The sequence below is a fragment of the Pseudomonas sp. 21615526 genome (assembly GCF_013386245.1).
Lineage (GTDB): Bacteria > Pseudomonadota > Gammaproteobacteria > Pseudomonadales > Pseudomonadaceae > Aquipseudomonas.
Map to the genome: position 1 here is coordinate 1 of NZ_JACAOM010000013.1, position 18,499 is coordinate 18,499.

At 63.2% G+C, this 18,499-nt stretch carries 18 protein-coding genes and 2 pseudogenes; 8 read left to right on the forward strand and 12 right to left on the reverse strand.

The annotated features are described in order from the left end of the window. Together HX786_RS05495 and HX786_RS05500 are read right to left on the reverse strand one after the other, a co-directional pair. Positions 1 to 897: aldehyde dehydrogenase family protein (locus HX786_RS05495; protein ID WP_178911806.1), on the reverse strand; the 897-nt coding region annotated here is incomplete at its 3' end. A 13-nt stretch (positions 898 to 910) separates the two neighbouring features. Beyond that, positions 911 to 1,300 carry a cytochrome c family protein gene (locus HX786_RS05500; protein ID WP_008431083.1) on the reverse strand — a complete coding sequence of 130 codons (390 nt, stop codon included), beginning with the start codon at positions 1,298 to 1,300 and terminating at the stop codon, positions 911 to 913. Positions 1,301 to 1,526: 226 nt separating this feature from the next. On the opposite strand from HX786_RS05500, the gene HX786_RS05505 reads away from it, so the two are divergent. The 3 genes and pseudogenes from HX786_RS05505 to HX786_RS32300 form a co-directional block, all read left to right on the forward strand. After that, positions 1,527 to 2,849, forward strand: coding sequence for a hypothetical protein (locus HX786_RS05505; RefSeq protein WP_178911807.1), 1,323 nt, complete (start codon positions 1,527 to 1,529; stop codon positions 2,847 to 2,849). A 272-nt stretch (positions 2,850 to 3,121) separates the two neighbouring features. Then, positions 3,122 to 4,189, forward strand: a pseudogene (locus HX786_RS32295) (HAMP domain-containing protein); the annotation flags it as partial. Between the two features lie 258 nt (positions 4,190 to 4,447). Further along, a pseudogene (locus HX786_RS32300) lies at positions 4,448 to 5,044 on the forward strand (methyl-accepting chemotaxis protein); the annotation flags it as partial. A gap of 130 nt (positions 5,045 to 5,174) precedes the next feature. Here the strand turns inward: HX786_RS32300 and hpaC are convergent. Beyond that, on the reverse strand, positions 5,175 to 5,687 hold the full coding sequence (gene hpaC, locus HX786_RS05515) for a 4-hydroxyphenylacetate 3-monooxygenase, reductase component (RefSeq protein WP_003212611.1): 513 nt from the start codon (positions 5,685 to 5,687) through the stop codon (positions 5,175 to 5,177). 219 nt (positions 5,688 to 5,906) lie between these two features. Between hpaC and HX786_RS05520 the strand changes: the two genes are divergently transcribed. After that, positions 5,907 to 6,512 carry a response regulator transcription factor gene (locus tag HX786_RS05520; RefSeq protein ID WP_003212609.1) on the forward strand — a complete coding sequence of 202 codons (606 nt, stop codon included), beginning with the start codon at positions 5,907 to 5,909 and terminating at the stop codon, positions 6,510 to 6,512. 147 nt (positions 6,513 to 6,659) lie between these two features. On the opposite strand, the gene feaR is transcribed toward HX786_RS05520, so the two are convergent. The 9 genes from feaR to HX786_RS05565 all read right to left on the reverse strand — a co-directional run bounded on the left by feaR (position 6,660) and on the right by HX786_RS05565 (position 14,502). Further along, entirely contained in the window at positions 6,660 to 7,580 is a 921-nt protein-coding gene (feaR, locus tag HX786_RS05525; protein ID WP_023658728.1) for a transcriptional regulator FeaR, read from the reverse strand. A gap of 60 nt (positions 7,581 to 7,640) precedes the next feature. Further along, on the reverse strand, positions 7,641 to 8,591 hold the full coding sequence (locus tag HX786_RS05530) for a PDR/VanB family oxidoreductase (protein WP_177036951.1): 951 nt from the start codon (positions 8,589 to 8,591) through the stop codon (positions 7,641 to 7,643). A 100-nt stretch (positions 8,592 to 8,691) separates the two neighbouring features. Then, positions 8,692 to 9,432, reverse strand: a complete 741-nt coding sequence (locus HX786_RS05535; protein ID WP_003208858.1) for an SDR family NAD(P)-dependent oxidoreductase — start codon at positions 9,430 to 9,432, stop codon at positions 8,692 to 8,694. Positions 9,433 to 9,570: 138 nt separating this feature from the next. Next, entirely contained in the window at positions 9,571 to 10,062 is a 492-nt protein-coding gene (locus HX786_RS05540) for an aromatic-ring-hydroxylating dioxygenase subunit beta (protein WP_008431075.1), read from the reverse strand. Next, positions 10,059 to 11,342: a Rieske 2Fe-2S domain-containing protein gene (locus HX786_RS05545; protein ID WP_087694279.1), complete on the reverse strand. Its 1,284-nt coding sequence runs from the start codon at positions 11,340 to 11,342 to the stop codon at positions 10,059 to 10,061. Before HX786_RS05545 ends, HX786_RS05540 begins: the two co-directional genes overlap by 4 nt. Before the next feature lie 24 nt (positions 11,343 to 11,366). Then, positions 11,367 to 12,494 carry an amidase gene (locus tag HX786_RS05550; protein ID WP_178911809.1) on the reverse strand — a complete coding sequence of 376 codons (1,128 nt, stop codon included), beginning with the start codon at positions 12,492 to 12,494 and terminating at the stop codon, positions 11,367 to 11,369. Next, positions 12,491 to 12,961 carry a nuclear transport factor 2 family protein gene (locus HX786_RS05555; RefSeq protein WP_008431069.1) on the reverse strand — a complete coding sequence of 157 codons (471 nt, stop codon included), beginning with the start codon at positions 12,959 to 12,961 and terminating at the stop codon, positions 12,491 to 12,493. The genes HX786_RS05550 and HX786_RS05555 overlap by 4 nt, the downstream gene beginning before the upstream one ends. Positions 12,962 to 12,964: 3 nt before the next feature. Continuing rightward, entirely contained in the window at positions 12,965 to 13,336 is a 372-nt protein-coding gene (locus tag HX786_RS05560; RefSeq protein WP_003208867.1) for a hypothetical protein, read from the reverse strand. Positions 13,337 to 13,353: 17 nt separating this feature from the next. Further along, positions 13,354 to 14,502, reverse strand: coding sequence for an acyl-CoA dehydrogenase family protein (locus HX786_RS05565; RefSeq protein WP_102368716.1), 1,149 nt, complete (start codon positions 14,500 to 14,502; stop codon positions 13,354 to 13,356). Positions 14,503 to 14,713: 211 nt separating this feature from the next. Here HX786_RS05565 and HX786_RS05570 point away from each other — a divergent pair, with 211 nt between their 5' ends. The 4 genes from HX786_RS05570 to mauD all read left to right on the forward strand — a co-directional run bounded on the left by HX786_RS05570 (position 14,714) and on the right by mauD (position 18,498). After that, a complete protein-coding gene (locus HX786_RS05570; protein ID WP_177036947.1) occupies positions 14,714 to 15,838 on the forward strand; it encodes a sensor histidine kinase in 1,125 nt (374 codons plus the stop codon). Between the two features lie 323 nt (positions 15,839 to 16,161). Further along, positions 16,162 to 17,310: an amine dehydrogenase large subunit gene (locus HX786_RS05575; RefSeq protein ID WP_003208872.1), complete on the forward strand. Its 1,149-nt coding sequence runs from the start codon at positions 16,162 to 16,164 to the stop codon at positions 17,308 to 17,310. Between the two features lie 12 nt (positions 17,311 to 17,322). Then, positions 17,323 to 17,862, forward strand: a complete 540-nt coding sequence (locus tag HX786_RS05580; RefSeq protein WP_008431061.1) for a MauE/DoxX family redox-associated membrane protein — start codon at positions 17,323 to 17,325, stop codon at positions 17,860 to 17,862. A gap of 3 nt (positions 17,863 to 17,865) precedes the next feature. Continuing rightward, a complete protein-coding gene (mauD, locus tag HX786_RS05585; RefSeq protein WP_178911810.1) occupies positions 17,866 to 18,498 on the forward strand; it encodes a methylamine dehydrogenase accessory protein MauD in 633 nt (210 codons plus the stop codon). Position 18,499: the final 1 nt, after the last annotated feature.

Sequence of the window (18,499 nt, forward strand, 5' to 3'; positions counted from 1 at the left end):
GTTGTTCAGCAACCCACCCAGGATCGCCCCCTGGATCGCCTTATCAATATCCGCATCCGCCAACACGATCATCGGATTCTTGCCCCCCAACTCCAGGGCAAACCGCGTCATGTTCTCCATGCACGCCACCCCCACGCTCTTGCCCACCGCAGTCGAACCGGTAAACGACACCTTGCTCACCAACGGATGAGCAGTCAGAACGCCCCCCACCGACGCACCGCCGCCGGTCACCACGTTGAACACCCCCGCCGGAATCCCCGCCTCCAGCGCCAGCTCCGCCAGGCGCATCGCCGTCAGCGGCGTTTCCATCGCCGGCTTGATGATCACCGTGCACCCGGTCGCCAGCGCCGGCATCAATTTCCAGGCCGCAATCAGCAGCGGGAAATTCCACGGCACGATGCCCACCACCACGCCCACTGGCTCGCGCTTGGTGAACGCAGTGAACCTGGCCCCCGGCGGCAAAGGGATCGACACGTCAAAGGTCTGCCCTTCAATCTTGGTCGCCCAACCCGACATGTAGCGCATGAACTCCACCGTGGCATTCAGATCCAGCCCCCGCGCCAGGTTGATCGACTTGCCCTGGCTCAGGGTTTCCAGCTGCGCCAGCTCCTCGGCATGGGCCTCAACCAATGCGGTGAAGTTCAGCAAAATCCGCTCACGGTCGGCCGGGCGCAATCCCGACCACACGCGGGACTTGAACGCCGCATGGGAAGACTGCACCGCCTGCTCCACCACGTGCAGCGGCGCGTCGAGGGTTTCGCACAGGGTTTGCCCGGTGGCCGGGTTGATCACCTTGATGTGTTCGCCCTCGGCAAATACCCATTGGCCATCGATAAAGCAGCCATGACGACGGTCCAGGAATGCAGCCACCTGCGGCAGGATTTCAACGTTGCTCATGATTCACCTGTATTCAATGCTGTTCTTTGAGAAAGCAGGCGACCGCTTGGCGATCGTCGGCCGAAGCCAGGCCCATGTAGGGCATGTAGGTGCCGGGCACAAACGCCTGGGGTTGGGTGATGAATTGCGCGATGGTCTCGGCTTGCCACTCGACGTTTTTGTCACGCATCGCCTGGGAGTAGCTGAAGCCCGCCAGGGAGCCGGACTTACGCCCGTAAACGCCCGCCAGGTTTGGCCCCATCATTGTCGCGCCGCCCTTCGCCACCGCATGGCACACGCTGCATTCGTTGGCGAAAACCTGGGCGCCACGGCTCTGGTCAGGGCCGCATTCAGCGGCGAATGCGCTGTGGGCCAGGACCAGCGACAGCAGGCCGGCCAGGGAAAATCTGTGTGCAGTGAACATAGAAAAACGACCTTGGAAATCATCGAAGTTGCCGACGATTGTCAGGGCTCAAGGTCGCTCGGGTTTTGCCCTGCGTGCCAGTCGTATTGGCCGGGCTGCCAAACCGTGGATTCTGGCAAGCACAGTCAAGTCTTTGGCAACCAGACAAAAGGCACGTCACTTCGCCAGCATTAGTATCGCGGCAGACCCCAACCCTGTGGTCATGAACAAGAATGGATGCCACACCATGCTCAAGTCCCCCTTGCTTCGTCTCTCGACCCTCGCGCTGATGATCGGCGCCAACCCGGCCGGCGCTTATGAGCTGTACGCCGATGACAGCAGTCATCTGAACGCCACGCTGGAAGCGGTATTCGGTGCCTTCCACAGCCAGCAGAACTACAGTCAATCCGGCCGCCTGGCCAAGGGCTCCTCGTCCTGGCGCGAGGGCTACGTGAAGTACGGCCTGAGCTTCGACAAAAGCTTCAGCGGCGCCGGCACCACCTACGGTGCGGCCAACCTGCTGAGTTCCGGCACCTGGGGCGACGGCGATGCCGCAGGTTTCAGCGACGGTTCGGAGCGCACCACCCAATTCGAAGACGCCTACCTCGGCTGGCGCTCGGGCAAGTTGTTTGAGGCCCTGGGCGAGAATGGCGTGGACCTGTCCTTCGGCCGCCAGAACATCGTGGTCGGCGACGGTTTCCTGATTGACGGCGACGCGCTGAACTTCGGCAAGGGCGTGGCCGATGGCGACCTCAATCGCGGCGGCGGCTACTACATCGCCGCCCGCAAGGCCTTCGACGAAACCGCCGTGTTGCGCCTGGGCGGCAAGGAAGGCTGGCGCAGCGACCTGATGTGGCTCAAGTCCGATAACCGTGCCCAGGCCAAGACCGAGATGTACGTCGCCACCCTCGAACACGTGGCCGCCGAAGGCACCGTGGGGCTGACGTACATCGATACCACCGACGTCGACAAGCAGTACGCCTCCCCCACGCAGCTGGAACGCGATGGCATGAAGACCTACAGCCTGCGGGCCACGGGCAATGCCGGGGTGACCAACCTGTTCCTGTCCGGCGAATACGCCTGGCAGGACAAGCCCCACACCGGCAACGAAGACGCCTGGTACCTGGAAGCTGGCTGGACCTTCTCCGACGTGACCTGGACGCCGTATGTGAGCTACCGCTACAGCCGCTTCTCGGAAGGCTTCGACCCGCTGTTCTACGGTTTCAGCCGTGGCTACGGCACCTGGTTCCAGGGTGAAGTGGCGGGCAACTACGCCGGGCCGTTCAACAACAACTCACGCATCCAGAACGTCACGTTCAAGGTTTCGCCCCTGCAGAACCTCAACGTCGGCGCGGTGTTGTTCGACTTCAAGACCATCGACCGCAACCTCGGCAACAACGACGGCCACGAGCTGGACCTGTACGCCGAATGGCACGTCAACGACCACCTGACGGTGATGCCGCTGATCGGCCTGTACCAGCCGGACAAGAGCGCCGAGCAAGGCGGCACGCAGCTGGGTAATCACGATAAAAACCTCTACAGCCAAGTGGTGTTCGCCACTAACTTCTAAGCCCGGCCGGGGCGGTGGCGCCGCCATCGCCCCGCCTGGCCAAGGCCTTCGCAATGCACACGAAATTCCTCACGATCCAGAGCAAGATCGCCCTGCTCGCCGGCCTCTGCCTGTTATTGGTGGTCGGCCTGCTGATGAGCCTGTCGCTGTACCAGACCCACCAGAGCAGCCAGCACGTGGCCCAGGCCAGCAGCGACATGCTCGCTGCCGCCGCCAAGGAACACATGCAGGCCCTGGGGCAAGTTCAGGCCATGCAGGTGCAACGCACCTTCATGCAAACCCATGAATACGGCCAGGGCTTGTCGCGTTATGTGCTGTACCTGCGGCAACTGCAACAACAGGGCAAACTGACCCGCCCAGAGTTGCGCCAGGAGCTGAATACCCAGCTGCGTCAGGCCCTGGTCGACAAGCCCGACCTGCTCGGGATTTACGTCATTTTCGAAGCCAATGCCCTGGACGGTGACGATGCCCACTTCGTCGACCAGGCCGCCGTCGGCAGCAACGAGGCCGGGCGCTTCGCCCAATACTGGGTGCAGGCCACCCCGGGTGAACTGACAGCGGTAGTCGGCGACGAAGCGCTGCTGGCCAATACCTCGCCCGGCCCCAGCGGCGCGCCGTACAACGCCTTCTACACCTGCGCCCGCGACACCGCCAGGGCCTGTGTGCTGGAGCCGTATTTCGACGAGGCTTCCGGCAGCCGCAAGCTGGTGACCAGCATTGCGTTCCCGCTGATGGAGCACGGCAAGGTGATCGCGGTGATTGGCCTGGACATCAACCTGGCGGCCTTGCAACAGGCCAGCCATACCAGCGCCGGGCAACTGTTCGACGGCCACGGGCAAGTCAGCATCGTCAGCCCCAAAGGCGTGATTTCCGCCTACAGCGAGGACGCCAGCCGCCTCGGGCAGCCGATCAGCGAAGTCATGCACGATGGCGCCCAGGTACTGGACGCGTTGCGCCAGGGGCAACCGCAAACCTTTGTCGATCAACAGCAAATCAAGCTACTCGAACCGCTGGCACCGATTGCCGGTGCCGCACCGTGGGGCGTTCTGGTGGGCGTGCCGCAGTCGGTGCTGCTGGCGCCGGTCACTGCGCTGCAACAGCAACTCGATGCCCAAGGGGTGAAAAGCACCGCCCTGGAACTGCTGCTGGGTGGCGGCTCGGCCCTGCTCGGCCTGCTATTGATCTGGTACGCCGCGCTGCGCATCACCCGGCCGCTGCAAACCCTGACCCGGGTGATGGAGGACATTTCCCGTGGCGAAGGCGACCTGACGCGGCGGCTGGAGGTGCAATCCCGGGACGAGATCGGCCAGTTGGCCAGCGCCTTCAACCGTTTTGTCGAACGTATCCACCAGTCGATCCGCGAAGTGTCTTCAGCGGGGCTCGGGGTCAACCAGGTGGTCAAGCGGGTGCTGCTGGCCTCGAATTCCTCGCTGAACAACTTCGATGAACAGGCGACCCGCACCAACAGTGTCGCGGCGGCGATCAACGAACTGGGCGCCGCCGCCCAGGAAATCGCCCGTAATGCCTCCGATGCGTCGCAGCAAGCCTCCGGCGCCCGGCAACAGGCTGAGGACGGGCGCCAGGTGGTGGAGCGCACGATTGCCGTGATGAATGAACTGTCGGGCAAGATCAGCGCCTCGTGCGTGCACATCGATGCGCTGAATCATAAGACGGTGAACATCGGGCAAATCCTGGAGGTGATCAAGGGCATCTCCCAGCAGACCAATCTGCTGGCACTGAACGCCGCCATTGAAGCGGCCCGGGCCGGTGAGGCCGGGCGCGGGTTTGCGGTGGTGGCCGATGAGGTGCGCAGCCTGGCCTATCGCACCCAGGAGTCGGCGCTGGAGATTCAGCAGATGATCGAAGAGTTGCAGGTGGGCGCACGGGAATCCGTCAGCACCATGACCGAGAGCCAGCAGCACAGCGAGGAAAGCGTGAGCATCGCCAACCTGGCGGGTACGCGGCTGGCCAGCGTGACGCAGAGGATTGGCGAGATTGATAACGTCAACCAGTCGGTGGCGGCGGCGACCGAGGAGCAGACGTCGGTGGTGGAAGCGCTGAATGTGGACATTACCGAGATCAATATGCTGAACCAGGCCGGGGTGGAAAACCTGCAGTCGACGCTGCAGGCCTGTACCGAGCTTGAGCGTGAAGCGGAACGCTTGAATCAGCTGGTGGGCAGCTTTCGCATCTGACCAACAACTGCCCCGCAGGCCCCATGTGGGAGCGGGCTTGCTCGCGAAGACAGAGTGTCAGCCACTGAATAGGTTTCTGATACACCGCCTTCGCGAGCAAGCCCGCTCCCACATTTGATCTCCTGAACCTTCAGCAATGGGCGCCAGCATGCTCAATCCGGTGAAACAGCCGGTTGAAGTACACCAGGCTGTCGCCCTGCCCCCGCACCCCAACCCGCGACAACTCCACGAACATCACCGAATGCGACCCTACCTCCTTGCACTCACTGATACGCCCTTCCAGCTGCACCAGCGCATCCCGCAGCACCGGCACCCCCGCCTCGCCTCCGTCCCACAGGTCCCAGGCAAACCGCTCCGCCATGGGCACCTGGGTCATCCCGGCAAAGTGCCGCGCCAGCTCTTCCTGCTCCCCGCACAGCACGTTCACGCACAGCTGCCCATTGGTACGGAACACATCATGGGTCGCACTCCCGCGGTTCACGCACACCAACACCGTGGGGGGCGAATCCGTCACCGAGCACACCGCACTCGCCGTGATCCCGCAACGCCCGCCCGGGCCGTTGGTGGTGATGATGTTCACCGCGGCCGGCAGTTGCGCCATGGCGTTGCGAAAGTCGATTTGCTGCTGGCTCAGGTCGGCCATGTCGGTGCCCCTTTACGGTCCGTGGGTGATGCCACAAGACTAAGACGCCCCGTGCGGCGCGACCATTCAGACGATCCCCATGCCGACTAGGTGGTTTCTTTATCGTCAGGGCCGTTCACACTGGGTATTCTGCTGGCAAGGCTCCACAGATGAGCCAATGTCCGCCGCAGCGTGCCCGCGTGCGAAAACAATAATTAGAAATTCTCGTGGCAGTCCCTGATGGAAATTCGCACACCGATTGTTTACATCGTTGATGACGACAAAGACCTGCGTACCTCGCTGGCCTGGCTGCTGGAGTCGGTCAGCGTAAAGGCCCAATGTTTCGCCGGGGCCGAAGAGTTCCTTGCGCACTACGACCCGCGCCAGCCCGCCTGCCTGGTGCTGGACGTGCGCATGCCGCAGACCAGCGGCTTCCAGTTGCAGGAGATCCTCAACCGGCGCGGCAGCACCTTGCCGACCATCTTCGTGTCGGCCCACGGCGACATACCGATGTCGGTCACCGCAATGAAAAACGGCGCGCTGGATTTCGTCGAGAAGCCCTACAACCCGCAACAGATGATCGACCGCATCCAGGCCGCGCTGAAGACCGCTGTACAGGCCCAGGCCGACCAGGAACAGCGCGAGCACCTGCAAGGCAAGCTGGCGCTGCTGACGAGCCGGGAGCGAGAAGTGTTGATGCTGGTGGTGGACGGCAAGGCGAGCAAGGTGATTGCCCGCGAGCTGAACATCAGCGTGAAGACCGTTGACGTGCACCGCACCAAGATCAAGGAAAAGATGGGCGTGACCAGCATCGCCATGCTGGTCCGCGAGGTGCTGTATCCCTAGGGCGCGATGATTGAATGTGGGAGCTGTCGAGCCTTGGCGAGGCTGCGATGGGATCGCTGCGGTGTACCTGTCAGACCGAGTGGCCTGCATCGCGGGCAAGCCCGGCTCCCACAGGAAAATGCATTCCAGGTTCGGGAGCGGCACGCATCAATGATGGCTATAGCGCTTGCGGTACTCGCCCGGTGACACGCCGAAGCGCGACTTGAACGCCGATGAGAAGTAGCTGGAGTCGGAGAAGCCCCAGGCATAACAGAGTGCCGACAGCTTCTGCTCCGCCGGCGAATGGCGCAGGGTTTCGGCGCAGAAATCCAGGCGTCGGTGCTTGATGTACTGCGCCACCACCAGCCCGCGCTTGGAAAACATCCGGTACAGCCCGCGCACCGACACTCCGACTTCCCGGGCGATCAGCTCCGGGCAGAGTTCTTCGGCGCCGATGTGCGCATCGATGTAGGCGATGGTCTTGCGAAACTGCCGTTCCTGGGTGTCCACACCGTTGTCCCGGGCGCTGATCCCCGGCAGCAGCAGGCTGACCAATGCATCCAGCACGGCTTCGCTTTCCTGCATGCCCAGGTCGTTTTGCTGGCGGGTGTCGAGCACCATCTGGCTGGCCATCAGCGCCAACGGCGTGCGCGCCGAGATCCGCGTCGCGCAGTTGACCGCCGTGAAGTGCGAACCGCGCTCCACCACCTGGCGCGGCAGGATCAGCGACAATTGCCGGGAGTTGTCGTGGTAGGTCATGTCACTGGGGCGGCAGGCGTCGATCAGGGCGATGTCACCGCAGCCCAGCTGCGCACGGTTGTCGCCCTGTTCCAGCTGCGCGCTGCCCTGCAACTGGAACACCGCGTAGTAGTGCCCTTCATTGCCCGTACTGACTTCCTTGCTGCTGCGATATAGATGCACCTGGGCCATATCGACCACGCTGAGCTTGATCGCGCCGCTGCGAAACTCGCTCAATTCCCCATAAAACCCCGCGCCCAGGGCCCTGGCATCGAAGCGTCCACAGGCCTGGTTAACCTGCTGTAACCAACGCTCGAACGATTCGTTACGTTGCACCGTTGAACTCATCATGACCGCAAGGCCTCACATTTTTTATTTTTTTGGTCCCAGCAATCTTACGGGTAGCGCCGATCAAATATCCAATACCAGACGAGCGGATACCGCCCGGGAAACACACGCACAAATCTGCCGGTTGGCGGCCTTCTCCTTGGTCGACAGGCAATTGTCACGGTGCTCGGGCACGCCTTCCAGCACCTCGACAATGCAGGTGCCGCAGAGGCCTTCGCGGCACTCGGTGTCGATGTCGCAACCGTGGGCCTGCAATACGTCCACCAGGCTGGTATTCGCCGGTACTTGCAGCACCACGCCGGAGCTGGCCAGCTCCACCTCGAAACCACCGCTGGGCCCGACATTCACCGCTGGGTCGGCCTGGAAGTGCTCCAGGTGGATCGCTTCCTCGGGACGGCTGCGGGCCGCCACTTCCACCACCTTGTGCATGAACGGCGCGGGGCCGCAGGTGTAGACGTGGGCAGCCGCGCCCGCCTGGTCCAGGCAGGCGCTCAAGGCCGCATCCAGCGCGCCCGGCTCGACGCCATAGTGAAACTGCACATGCTCGCCGAATGTATCGGCCAACAGCTGGGTAAACGCCGCGTACTGCGCCGAACGTGCAAAATAGTGCAGGCGCCACGGCTGGCCGCTGTCGGCCAGTCGATAGGCCATGCTCAACAGCGGCGTCACCCCGATACCGGCGGCAAACAGCGCATGGGCCGGCGCCTCCGGGTCGAGGCGGAACAGGTTGCGCGGCGCGCCCATCTCCAGCTCCATGCCCTCCTGCACCTGCTCATGCAGGGCCAGGGAGCCGCCACGGGATTGCGCCTCTTTCTTCACCGCCACCAGGTACGCGCGGCCATCGTGGGGCGGGCTGCACAGCGAATACTGGCGGGTGACGCCGGTTGGCCCGGTAAGGTCCACATGGGCCCCGGGCTCATAACTGTCGAGGGGCTGGCCGTCACTGCGCACGAGGCGAAAGGAACGGATATCCAGCGCTTCATCGACGATGCGTTCGATCTTCACCTTCATCATTGCAGCACCTGAATCCTGTTGTTTCGGTTGAACGCTAACCTGTGGCGAGGGAGCTTGCTCCCGCTGGACTGCGCAGCAGGCCCACTCTCTTCGGCGATGACTAGCGCATGAACAGCCCGCCGTTGATGTCCCAGCACGCGCCCGTGATCGAGGCGGCGTGGTCGGCGATCAACAGCAGCACGGTGTCGGCGATGGTGTGCGGGTCGCCGAGGGTGCCCGTCGGGATAATCTTGAGGATCTGCTCCAGGCGCTCCGGCGCCACGGTTTCGCGCACCACCGGCAAATCAAGCGGGCCTGGCGAAATGCTGTTGACCGTCACGCCCCGGGGCGCCAGTTCACGGGCGAAGACCTTGGTCAGCGTAGCCACGCCGCCCTTGGCCGCGGCGTAATGCGCGCCAGTGGCAGTGCCGCCGTTTTGCCCGGCGAGGGAGGCGATATTGACGATGCGCCCGAACCCTCGTTCGGCGAAATGCGCACCAAACACCTGGCAGGCCACGAACGTGCCCCGCAGGTTGATCGCCATCGATTCGTCGAACTCCTCGGGTGTGATGTCCATCAGCGCCGCAACTTTCGACACCCCGGCGTTGTTCACCAGGATATCGGTGCCGCCCCAGCGCTCGCTGAGCAGGTCCCGGGCGCGAATAAAATCGGCCTTGTTGCGCACATCCAGCTCGATGGCGACGGCGGTTTCGCCGCGGTTGTCGAGTTCAGAGGCCAGGCGCTGCACGCCGTCCAGGTGCACATCCGCCAGGCCCACGCGGTAGCCTGCGGCGTGCAGGCGCCGGGCGATGCATTCGCCGAGGCCACGGGAGGCGCCGGTTACAAGCGCGATTCGGTTCATCAGGATGTCCTCATCTCAACTGTGGGAGCGGGCTTGCTCGCGAATGCGGTGTGTCAGTCAATGCATGTGGCGACTGATCCACCGCATTCGCGAGCAAGCCCGCTCCCACATTGGTTTGTGTCGTTGTTTGAATCGTGCTTACAACAGAAAGCCGAGTGCACTCAGGCTGTCGGTGGAATTGATCAGCCGCACCACCTTGCGCTCCAGGGTCGCGACCCCGGCGCTGAACCGAATGCGGTAATTCAGGTCGGCCACGAACGGCGTGTGCACCCCGCGCTTGTAGGCATAGAGCAGCTGCGCACAGTTAACCTCCACCACCTCGCCCGCCGCTTCCACCAGGGTGAATCGCGACACACTGCGCACGGTTTTCGCCGCATCCACCGCCGACGGTGAATACCCCGCAGTCAGCCGTTCGATGCGCAGGTCACGCATGCGCGCATCGTCATAGGCATAGTTGAGGTTGGCTTCAAAATCTTCGGTGTCCGGGTCGATCGGCACGACGTAGCGCCCGCTCTCGCTCCACAACGCGGCCCATTGCACGTAGTCCTTGTGGTCCAGCAGTTCGGCTTCACGCCAGATGAATTCGATGGCCTGGGCCAGCGGTGCGGTAAAACCAGTCAGGGTGTTCATTGGCTCATCATCCTTTTCCACATGTCATAGGCCCCGCGCATGCCGCCTTCATCAGTGGCGTGGGATACCTTGTCGCCGTTGTCGGCCAGCACTTCGCGGTTCAGGCCACGGTTGACCAGGATCGGTGCGTCAACGCCGGCATACGAGCCGCGTTGCACCCGGTCCCAGGCTTCGGCGTCGTCGGGGCTGCCAAAGCCGAACGGGCCCTGGAAGTGTTCGTGGATGCGCAGGCGCTCGCGGTTGGCAACCTGTGGGCCGCCCTCCATGCCCAGGGCGACGTGGCGGATTTCGGTCTCGGTGACCGACACCGGGCGCAGCACCCGGAAGAACGACATCGACATGGCGACATTGGGAAACAGGTTGAGGTTGAACCCGGCGCCGTGCAGCGAGCGCACGATGCGTCGCACCTGGGCCGGCTCCATGGTTTTCGACAGTTCTTCGGTGACGTGGGCGAAACGCTCCTGCAACTGCTCGGTACCGTCGTCGTGGTCCAGGTCGACATGCTCGGGCACCATCACCATCACGCTGTGGCCATTGCCCAGGGAATGGGTGACGGCCTGCTCGTCGGTCATGAACGAGAGCATTTCCGAGGTCTCGGCGTCCACCGACGACATGAACGACTTGTGCACAATCGGGAAGTGGTAGCCGTCGGTGGTGTTTTCCAGCTGGATCTTCCAGTTGCCCTTGAAGCTGAACTTGTGTTCGCCCTGGGTCTTGATCGGGTAGCCGGCGCCCTGCTTCATGAACAGGTCCATCCAGTGTTTGGCGCCGCCGAGGAAGTCGGCCAACGGTTCGATATCGTCGTTGTAGCTGGCGAATACCATCCCGGCGTAGCTGTCCACCCGCAGGCTGGTCAGGGGTAACTCGGACTTTTCCAGGATGCCTTCGTAGCCGTCCGGGTAAGGCAGCGCCCGCAGCTTGCCGTCCAAACCATAGGACCAGCTGTGATACGGGCAGGTGAAGCCGCTGGCGTTGCCCTTGTGCTTCTCGCAAACCGTGGCGCCACGGTGGCGGCAGCGGTTTTCCAGCACGTTGATCGCGCCTTTCTTGTCGCGCACCACAATCACCGGGCGCCGGCCAATGGTCGCGGTCTTGAAGTCGCCGCTGTTGCGCACTTCGCTTTCATGGGCGACCCAGACCCAGGTGCGGTAGAAGATCTTTTCCAGTTCGGCCTCGAACAGCGCCGGGTCGTTGTACAGCGAGACGTCGACGCGATCGTGCTTGACCAACTCGTCGAGGCTTTTCGATTTGGCAATCAGCCGGTATTCATGGGTACTCATGGAGCCCTCCTCAAGGCGTTGTTCTTATTGGCGAGCCGTGATGCTCTGCTGCAGTTGTGCGCCGAGGGCACACACCCATTCGTCCTGGCCCTTACGGCCGACAATCTGTAGCCCGACCTTCAGCCCGCTGTCGGCCAGGGTCACCGGCACCGTCAACGCCGGGTGGCCGCTGAGGTTGAATGGCCGCACCAATGGCGTCATGCGGGCCACGGCCTGGCTGCCGTTGCGGGCTTCGGCCAGGGTCGGCGGCAGGTCTGGCATCGTCGGCAGCAGCAACACGGAGAATTCTTCGAGCGCGGCGTCCACCTGGTGGCTGAAGCGGGTGCGCACGACTTCGGCTGCGGCCAAATCAGCAGCGCTGGTGCGGCTGGCAGCCAACAAGCGTTGTTCGACATCCGCACCGATCAGGCCCTTGCCGGTGAGGTGACCGAAGGCTGCCCAGTTTTCGACGTTAATCACCGTAAGGCCGGCGCCGAACGCCGTGTCAAAGTCGTCCAGATGCAGACGCTGCTGACGCCAGCCGGCCGCGTCGACGGCAGCCATCAGGCTCGCCTTCAGCCATGGCTCACAGGCCACATCCAGAAAGCCCACCGGCACGCTGCCGGACGGCGCCGCCTGTGCCTGGAAACCCGGGCAAATCACCTGCATCGCGGCAATCAGGTCCTGCATGTTCGCGGCAAACGGCCCGACGCAATCGAGGCTGGATACCGCCGGTTGCGCGCCAATGCGGCTGACTCGGCCATAGGTCGGTTTCAACCCGGCAATCCCGCAGCACGCCGCCGGCACCCGCACCGAGCCGCCGGTGTCGGTACCAATGGCGATATCCGCCAAGCCCGCCGCAACCGCCGCGGCCGAACCGCTGGAGGAGCCGCCCGGCACGCGGTCTGGCGCCTGGGGATTGACGGGCGTACCGCTCCAGTCGTTGATGCCGGTGACGCCAAATGCCAGTTCATGCAGGCTGGTCTTGCCGACGATCTGCCAGCCGGCATCCAGGACCGCCTGCACCACGTGCGCATGCCGCGTCGCCGGCGGAGCATCGGCAAAGGCACGACTGCCCGAGCGGGTCGGATACCCGCCGATGTCGATGGAATCCTTGATGGCCACGCGTCGGCCGCTGCCACCGAGTAAAAATTCGCTGACGAAGGTACTCATGGGTTCACCCCCAACATGCTATTGAACAGGCGCTGCGTACGGAAATGCGCGATCAGCCAGGTGCCGTCGACACGGCGAAAATCGATGGTCAGCCGCGTGCCGAACAACTCGCTGCGCTGGTCGGCGTAGGTGGAAATCTGTTGCATGATCCACTGCCCTGCAGCCGCGCTGCCGTCTACCTGGATCGACTCACTGGTGAGGTAATGCAGGTTCAGCGCAAAGTGTTCCGACGGTGGCAGGTAGCTGCCGACAAACGCCGCCACCGCGTCGCGCCCCCGATGCTGGCCGAAGGTCTGCGCGGTACTTGTGCCAATGCCTTCCCACACCGCATCCACGGTGAACAGCTCGGCCAACTCGCGAACGTTGGTCGCCGCCCGGGGCACGTCGCACAGGTCCATGTAGCGCGCCATCAAGCGCCTTACCTGGCTCTCCCCTTCAAGGGTTTCAACACGCTGCAACAGGTCCATGGCTCACACCCTGGCCGCTTCGGGAATGGTCAGCGGGCGGCCGATCCGTGCTTCGACCTTGGCGTAGCGCCACAGGCTGTATTCACCCACCGGCGTGGTACGGAACAGGTTGCAGGCGTCGATCACCGACTGGTGGCAGTCGACGTCGGCCATGATGTAGACGGTCCACGGCGAGGTGGTCGACGGGCCGACCATCAAGCGGTCGTCATCCATCGCCCCCAGCACGTTGATGCCCGGCATGGCGCCGAGGTCGCCCATCATCTGGCTGAAGCCTTTCCACACGCTCAGGCCTTCGCCGGTAGGCAGGTCGAAAAAGTTCTGGGTGATGCCGATGCAGAAGACGACGCGCAGCGGTTCTTGAGTGGCTTGGGACATGGGTTGATCCTTGAAAGTCAGATGTAGCCAGGAAATGGAGGAACGCCGAGGAACACCGAGCCCGCGCCGTCGTACAGGCCTTCGCTGAGGAAGGCGTGCTGGGTCACCACCATGGCGTCGCGCAGGTAGCGTTGCAGCGGGTGGCGCAGGTAGATCGCGGTGGTGCCCGCCAGGCTGTAGGCGCTTTGCACCACGGCGGCGCCGGCCTGGGACACGTGAATGGCGGTCAGGCGCAACAGGCTGGTTTGCTCGGCCGTGACCGGGTTGCCGGCGAGGATCGAGTTCCACACTTGTTCGGTGGCGCCGTAGAAAAAACCCCGAGCGGCGCTCAGCCGCGCTTCGGCCTTGGCGATTTCGATGCGCACGTAGGCGCGGTCCGCCAGTTTCGGTGCGCCGGTGATGCCGCTGCCGCTGGCCATGGCGCTGATTTCATCGAGGGCCGCGCGGGCCAGGCCGAGGTTGACCACCGCCAGCACCTGGGCGGCGTAGGCAATCGAGGGATAACGAAACAGCGGCTCGTCGATGGTGGCGGCGCCGCCACGAATGAAGGTCCAGCGCTCGTCGATGTATTGGTCGGTAACTCGCAGGTCATGGCTGCCGGTGCCCTTGAGGCCGACCACGTCCCAGTTTTCGATGATTTCAACCTGGCCGGGCTTGAACACGGCAGTGCGTGGCTTGCCGCCCGCCGCACCGATGCCCACGCCCAGCAGGTCGGCGCCTTTGCAGCCGCTGGCAAACTTCCAGGTGCCGTTGACCTGCCAGCCGCCCTCGACGGTTTCCGCCGGCTGCAACGGGAACAGGCCACCGGCAAACACCAGGTCGGGGCTGTCGGCGTACAGTTCGGCGAGGGTTTCCTGGGGCAAGGCCGCAAGATACACCCCGGCGCTGCCGAAGCTGGCAACCCAGCCGGCAGAGCCATCGGCTTCGGATATGCGCTCGATCATCTGCAAGAACGTTGCGGGGGCCAGGGCATCGCCGCCGAAACAACGCGGCGTGGCCGCCCGGTAGATGCCCACCTGCTTGAAGCGTTCGATCATGTCCCGTGGCACGTGGGAGCCGGCGTCGAACTCGTCGCGGCGCTGGCGCACTTCATCGAGCACCTGCTGGAACAGCGCGGGCTGCACGTCGGGTAAAGCGTCTGGTTGCACGAGGGCCGAACGCAGCATGGGCTTTCTCCGTTGTAGTTGTTATGGACGCCGTGTCGGGCGTTGATAGGTCCAGTGTAAAAAGCCCGACCACCGTCAACTATTGGGGCGTGCAGCCCACCGGCTAAAGAAATCCCCTAGTGCGCCCCCGATTACTTCTGAGCGTGCCCCCGGATGCAAACCGGTATAACTTGCCACCGTAGTCGTCCCCTCCACCGCCAAGGGCTACGCGATGTACCTACCCAATAACAATGATTTCCACACCCTGATCGAAGCCATGCCGATCTGCACCATCCTTCACGATGCGCAGAGCAAGGACATCCTCTGGGCCAACACCGCGGCGCTGTCGGCGCTGGGGTTTACCCTGGAAGAACTGATCCCGCTCAAGGCCCCGGACATGACCCGGGACGCACCGAAGTACAAGCGCTCCATCGGCCTGCGTTGGCTTGAGCGCGCGGCCCGCAGTGGCCAGCGCACCATCGAGTGGTGTTATCGCTCCAAGGCCGGGGTGGAGATTCTTTCGGAAGCGGTCGCGACGCTGGTGCACCTGGACGGGCGCGACGTGCTGATGGTGCAGTTCCGTGATATTTCCCGGGAAGACAAGGTGAAGCGGGACCTGATCCGCGCCGAGGAAGCCCGGCGTGTCAGTGAACAGCAGCTTGAATACCTGGCCCGATACAACGCCATGGGCGAGATGGCGGTGGCGATTGCTCATGAGTTGAGCCAGCCACTGGCGGCCACGCGCAACTTTATCGAGGGGGTTTTGATTCGTCTGGGCGATACCCACAGTGCCGACCAGGGGGTGAACTGGGGGCTGCAAAGTGCCGTGCGGCAGGTCGAGCATGCGTCAACGATCATCAAGAGTGTGCGTGATTATGTGGTCAAGCTGGAGCAGAGCGCGGAGTGGGTGGACCTCAATGAGTTGCTGCAGGAAACCCGATATTTCATCAGCCTGCGGGCCGAGCCGAGTCAGGTGCGGCTGGAGATCGTCCCGAGCGCGCAACCGCTGATGGTGCAGTGCGAGAGGGTGCTGATTGGGCAGGTGATTCTGAACCTGGCGTTCAATGCCATTGAAGAGATGAGTGAGCTGCCCGTGGAGCGTCGGGTGCTGCGGTTGCATGCCTGCCGGGATGGAAACGTGGCGCGGTTGAGTGTCGAGGATTGTGGGCGCGGGATTCAGGCCGTGGCGCGGGAGAAAATCTTTGACGGGTTCTTTTCGTCGAAGGTGGGTGGTAACGGGATTGGGCTGGCGTTGTGCAAGAACATCATTGGTCGGCATCAGGGGGATATCTGGGCGCAGAATCTGGAGCCGTGTGGGGCGGTGTTCAGTTTTTCGTTGCCTTTGGTGGGGTCGTGAGATTGGGGCATTTGCGAAGCGGCTTTTCTGTAGGAGCCGGCTTGCCGGCGAAAAACGTGAGGTCGCCGCGTTTATTCAGGATGCCAACGTCATCGTTAACGACCATCGCCGGCAAGCCAGCGCCTACAGGGCTGTTCAAAAGTGAGCCGCTGNNATAACAAAAATAACGGATATACACCCTACCCCAAACCATTGGCACAGACACACAACCACTTGGCAGACACAACAATTCTTGCAATCGCCCCACAAGGCAGAATCCACTTGCAAGAATCTGCCAAAGCACCCGCGATTAGCAAAACACAATAATTCAGGGAGTGCCCCTAATGCGAAGCAACAGGATCAACGTACAGTCAGCGCTGGGTCTGGGCCTGCTTGTACTCGGCTTGAACAGCGCCCAGGCGGATTTACCGCCAGACACCATCGGCCAGACCACCCTGGCCTTTCCACCGGAAGCCCACCGCGCATTCGTGGTAGACGTCGAATTCGAAAGCTTCGTGGTCGGCCGCGTCACCGTGGTAGATCCCGACAAGAAGCGCGTCCTCGGCATGGTCCCCACCGGCTTCGCCGCGCCCTCGGCCCTGAGCCACGACCAGAAGACCCTGTACAGCGCCGACATCTACTATTCCCGCGGCACCCGGGGCGATCGCACCGATGTGCTCACCGCCTGGGACAGCTCCAGCCTGTCGCCCGCCTGGGAAGTGCTGATCCCGAACAAACGCGCCGAATCCCTGACCCAGCGCTATGGGCTGAAGACCAGCGGCGATGACCGCTTCGTCTACGTCTACAACTTCACACCCTCCACCTCGGTGACCGTGGTCGACACCCAGTCCCGCTCCGTCACCGCCGAAATCGCGATCCCGGGCTGCGTACTCAATTACCCGGTCGGCACTCGCCGCTTCGCCTCCCTGTGCGGTGACGGCAGCCTGCAAGTGGTGACGCTGAACGAGCAGGGCCAGGAAACCTCGCGCAACCGCACGCACTTCTTCGACCCCAACGCCGAGAAGCTCAACGAACGCGCGGTGAACGTGGGCGACACCTACTACTTCACCACCACCACCGGCACCATCCGCCCGGTAGATTTCTCCGGCGATGAGCCGAAAATCCTGCCGTCCTGGTCACTCACCACCGATGCGGAAAAGAAAACCGGCTGGGCCCCGGGTGGCTGGCAGTTGATGGCTGTGGCACCAAAGCTCAACCGCATGTACGTGCTGATGCACGACAACCACGAGCCGATGAAGTGGGAAGACCCGAGCACCATCATCTGGGCCTATGACCTCAAGACCATGAAGAAGATAGCCACCCTGGAAGCCCCGACCCCGGTCTGGAGCATGCAGGCCACCGGCGACGACAAGCCCCTGTTGCTGGGCGCCGACGTCGAAGGCGGCTTGCAGATCTTCGACCTCAAGACCAACAAACTCACCGGTAGCATGGCCAAGGTAGCGAAGACCGCAACCCAGATCATGAGCTACTAAAGAGGTTCGGCCATGCATATCGACCCGATCTTCATCATTGCCAGCGCCCTCGCCATCGCGGTGTTGCTGGCCAGTGCCGCGACCCACAAGTTGCGCGCACCGGCACGCTTCGCCCGGCAACTGGCCGATTACCAGTTGCTGCCAGAGGCAGTGACTCGCCCCGCCGCCCGGGTAATCCCGTTGCTGGAACTGGTGATTGCCTTTGCCCTGCTGGTGCCGGCCAGCCGTTCCTGGGCCGCCCTCGGCGCCGCCGGCCTGATTGCACTGTACGCCGCCGCCATTGGCATCAACCTGTGGCGCGGCCGCCGGGACATCGACTGCGGCTGCGCAGGCCCCGACCAGGCGCAGCCGTTGCGGCCGATCCTGCTATTGCGCAACGGCGCACTGGTGGCCGTGGCCCTGCTGGCCAGCGTGCTGCCGATTGCCCGTGACCTGGGTTTTTTCGACGGCTTCGTCACCGTCGCCGCCAGCGCCGTCGCGCTGCTGATTTACGCCGCAGCCGATGGCCTGCTGGCGAACTCCCCTCTTCTGCTCAAACTGATTGGTAGGTGATCAATGGAAGGCCTTATTGTTTCCAACGTACTGCTGTGGGTACTGCTGCTGGCGCTGGCGTTTGCCGTGATGGGCCTGGTGCGCCAGATTGGTGTGCTGCACGGGCGCATCGCCCCGGCCGGCGCACTGATGGTCGACAAGGGCGTGGCGGTGAATGAGCCGGCCCCGCAAGTCACCGCTTCCGACCGTAAAGGCCGCCCGGTGAACTTCGGCTATGCCGGTGAGAAGAACCAGTTGCTGTTCTTCCTCTCGCCCACCTGCCCGATCTGCAAATCCCTGTTGCCGGCGATCAAGTCCATCGCCAGGGAACAGGCTGACCGACTCGATGTGGTGTTTATCAGCGACGGCGACATGGAAGCCCAGCACGCGCTGATCACCGAACACAAGCTGGACGACGTCACCTACGTGGTCGGCCCGGAAGTCGGCATGACCTACCAGATCGGCAAGCTGCCGTATGCCGCGCTGATCGACAAGAGCGGCACCTTGCGCGCCAAGGGCCTGGTCAATTCCCGCGAGCACCTGGACAGCCTGTTCGAAGTCGAACACCTGAAAAGCGCGACGCTGCAGGAATACCTCAACAGCCAGCCGCAGCCCCACGACCACAGCCACGGCCATAGCCATAGCCATAGCCACTGAT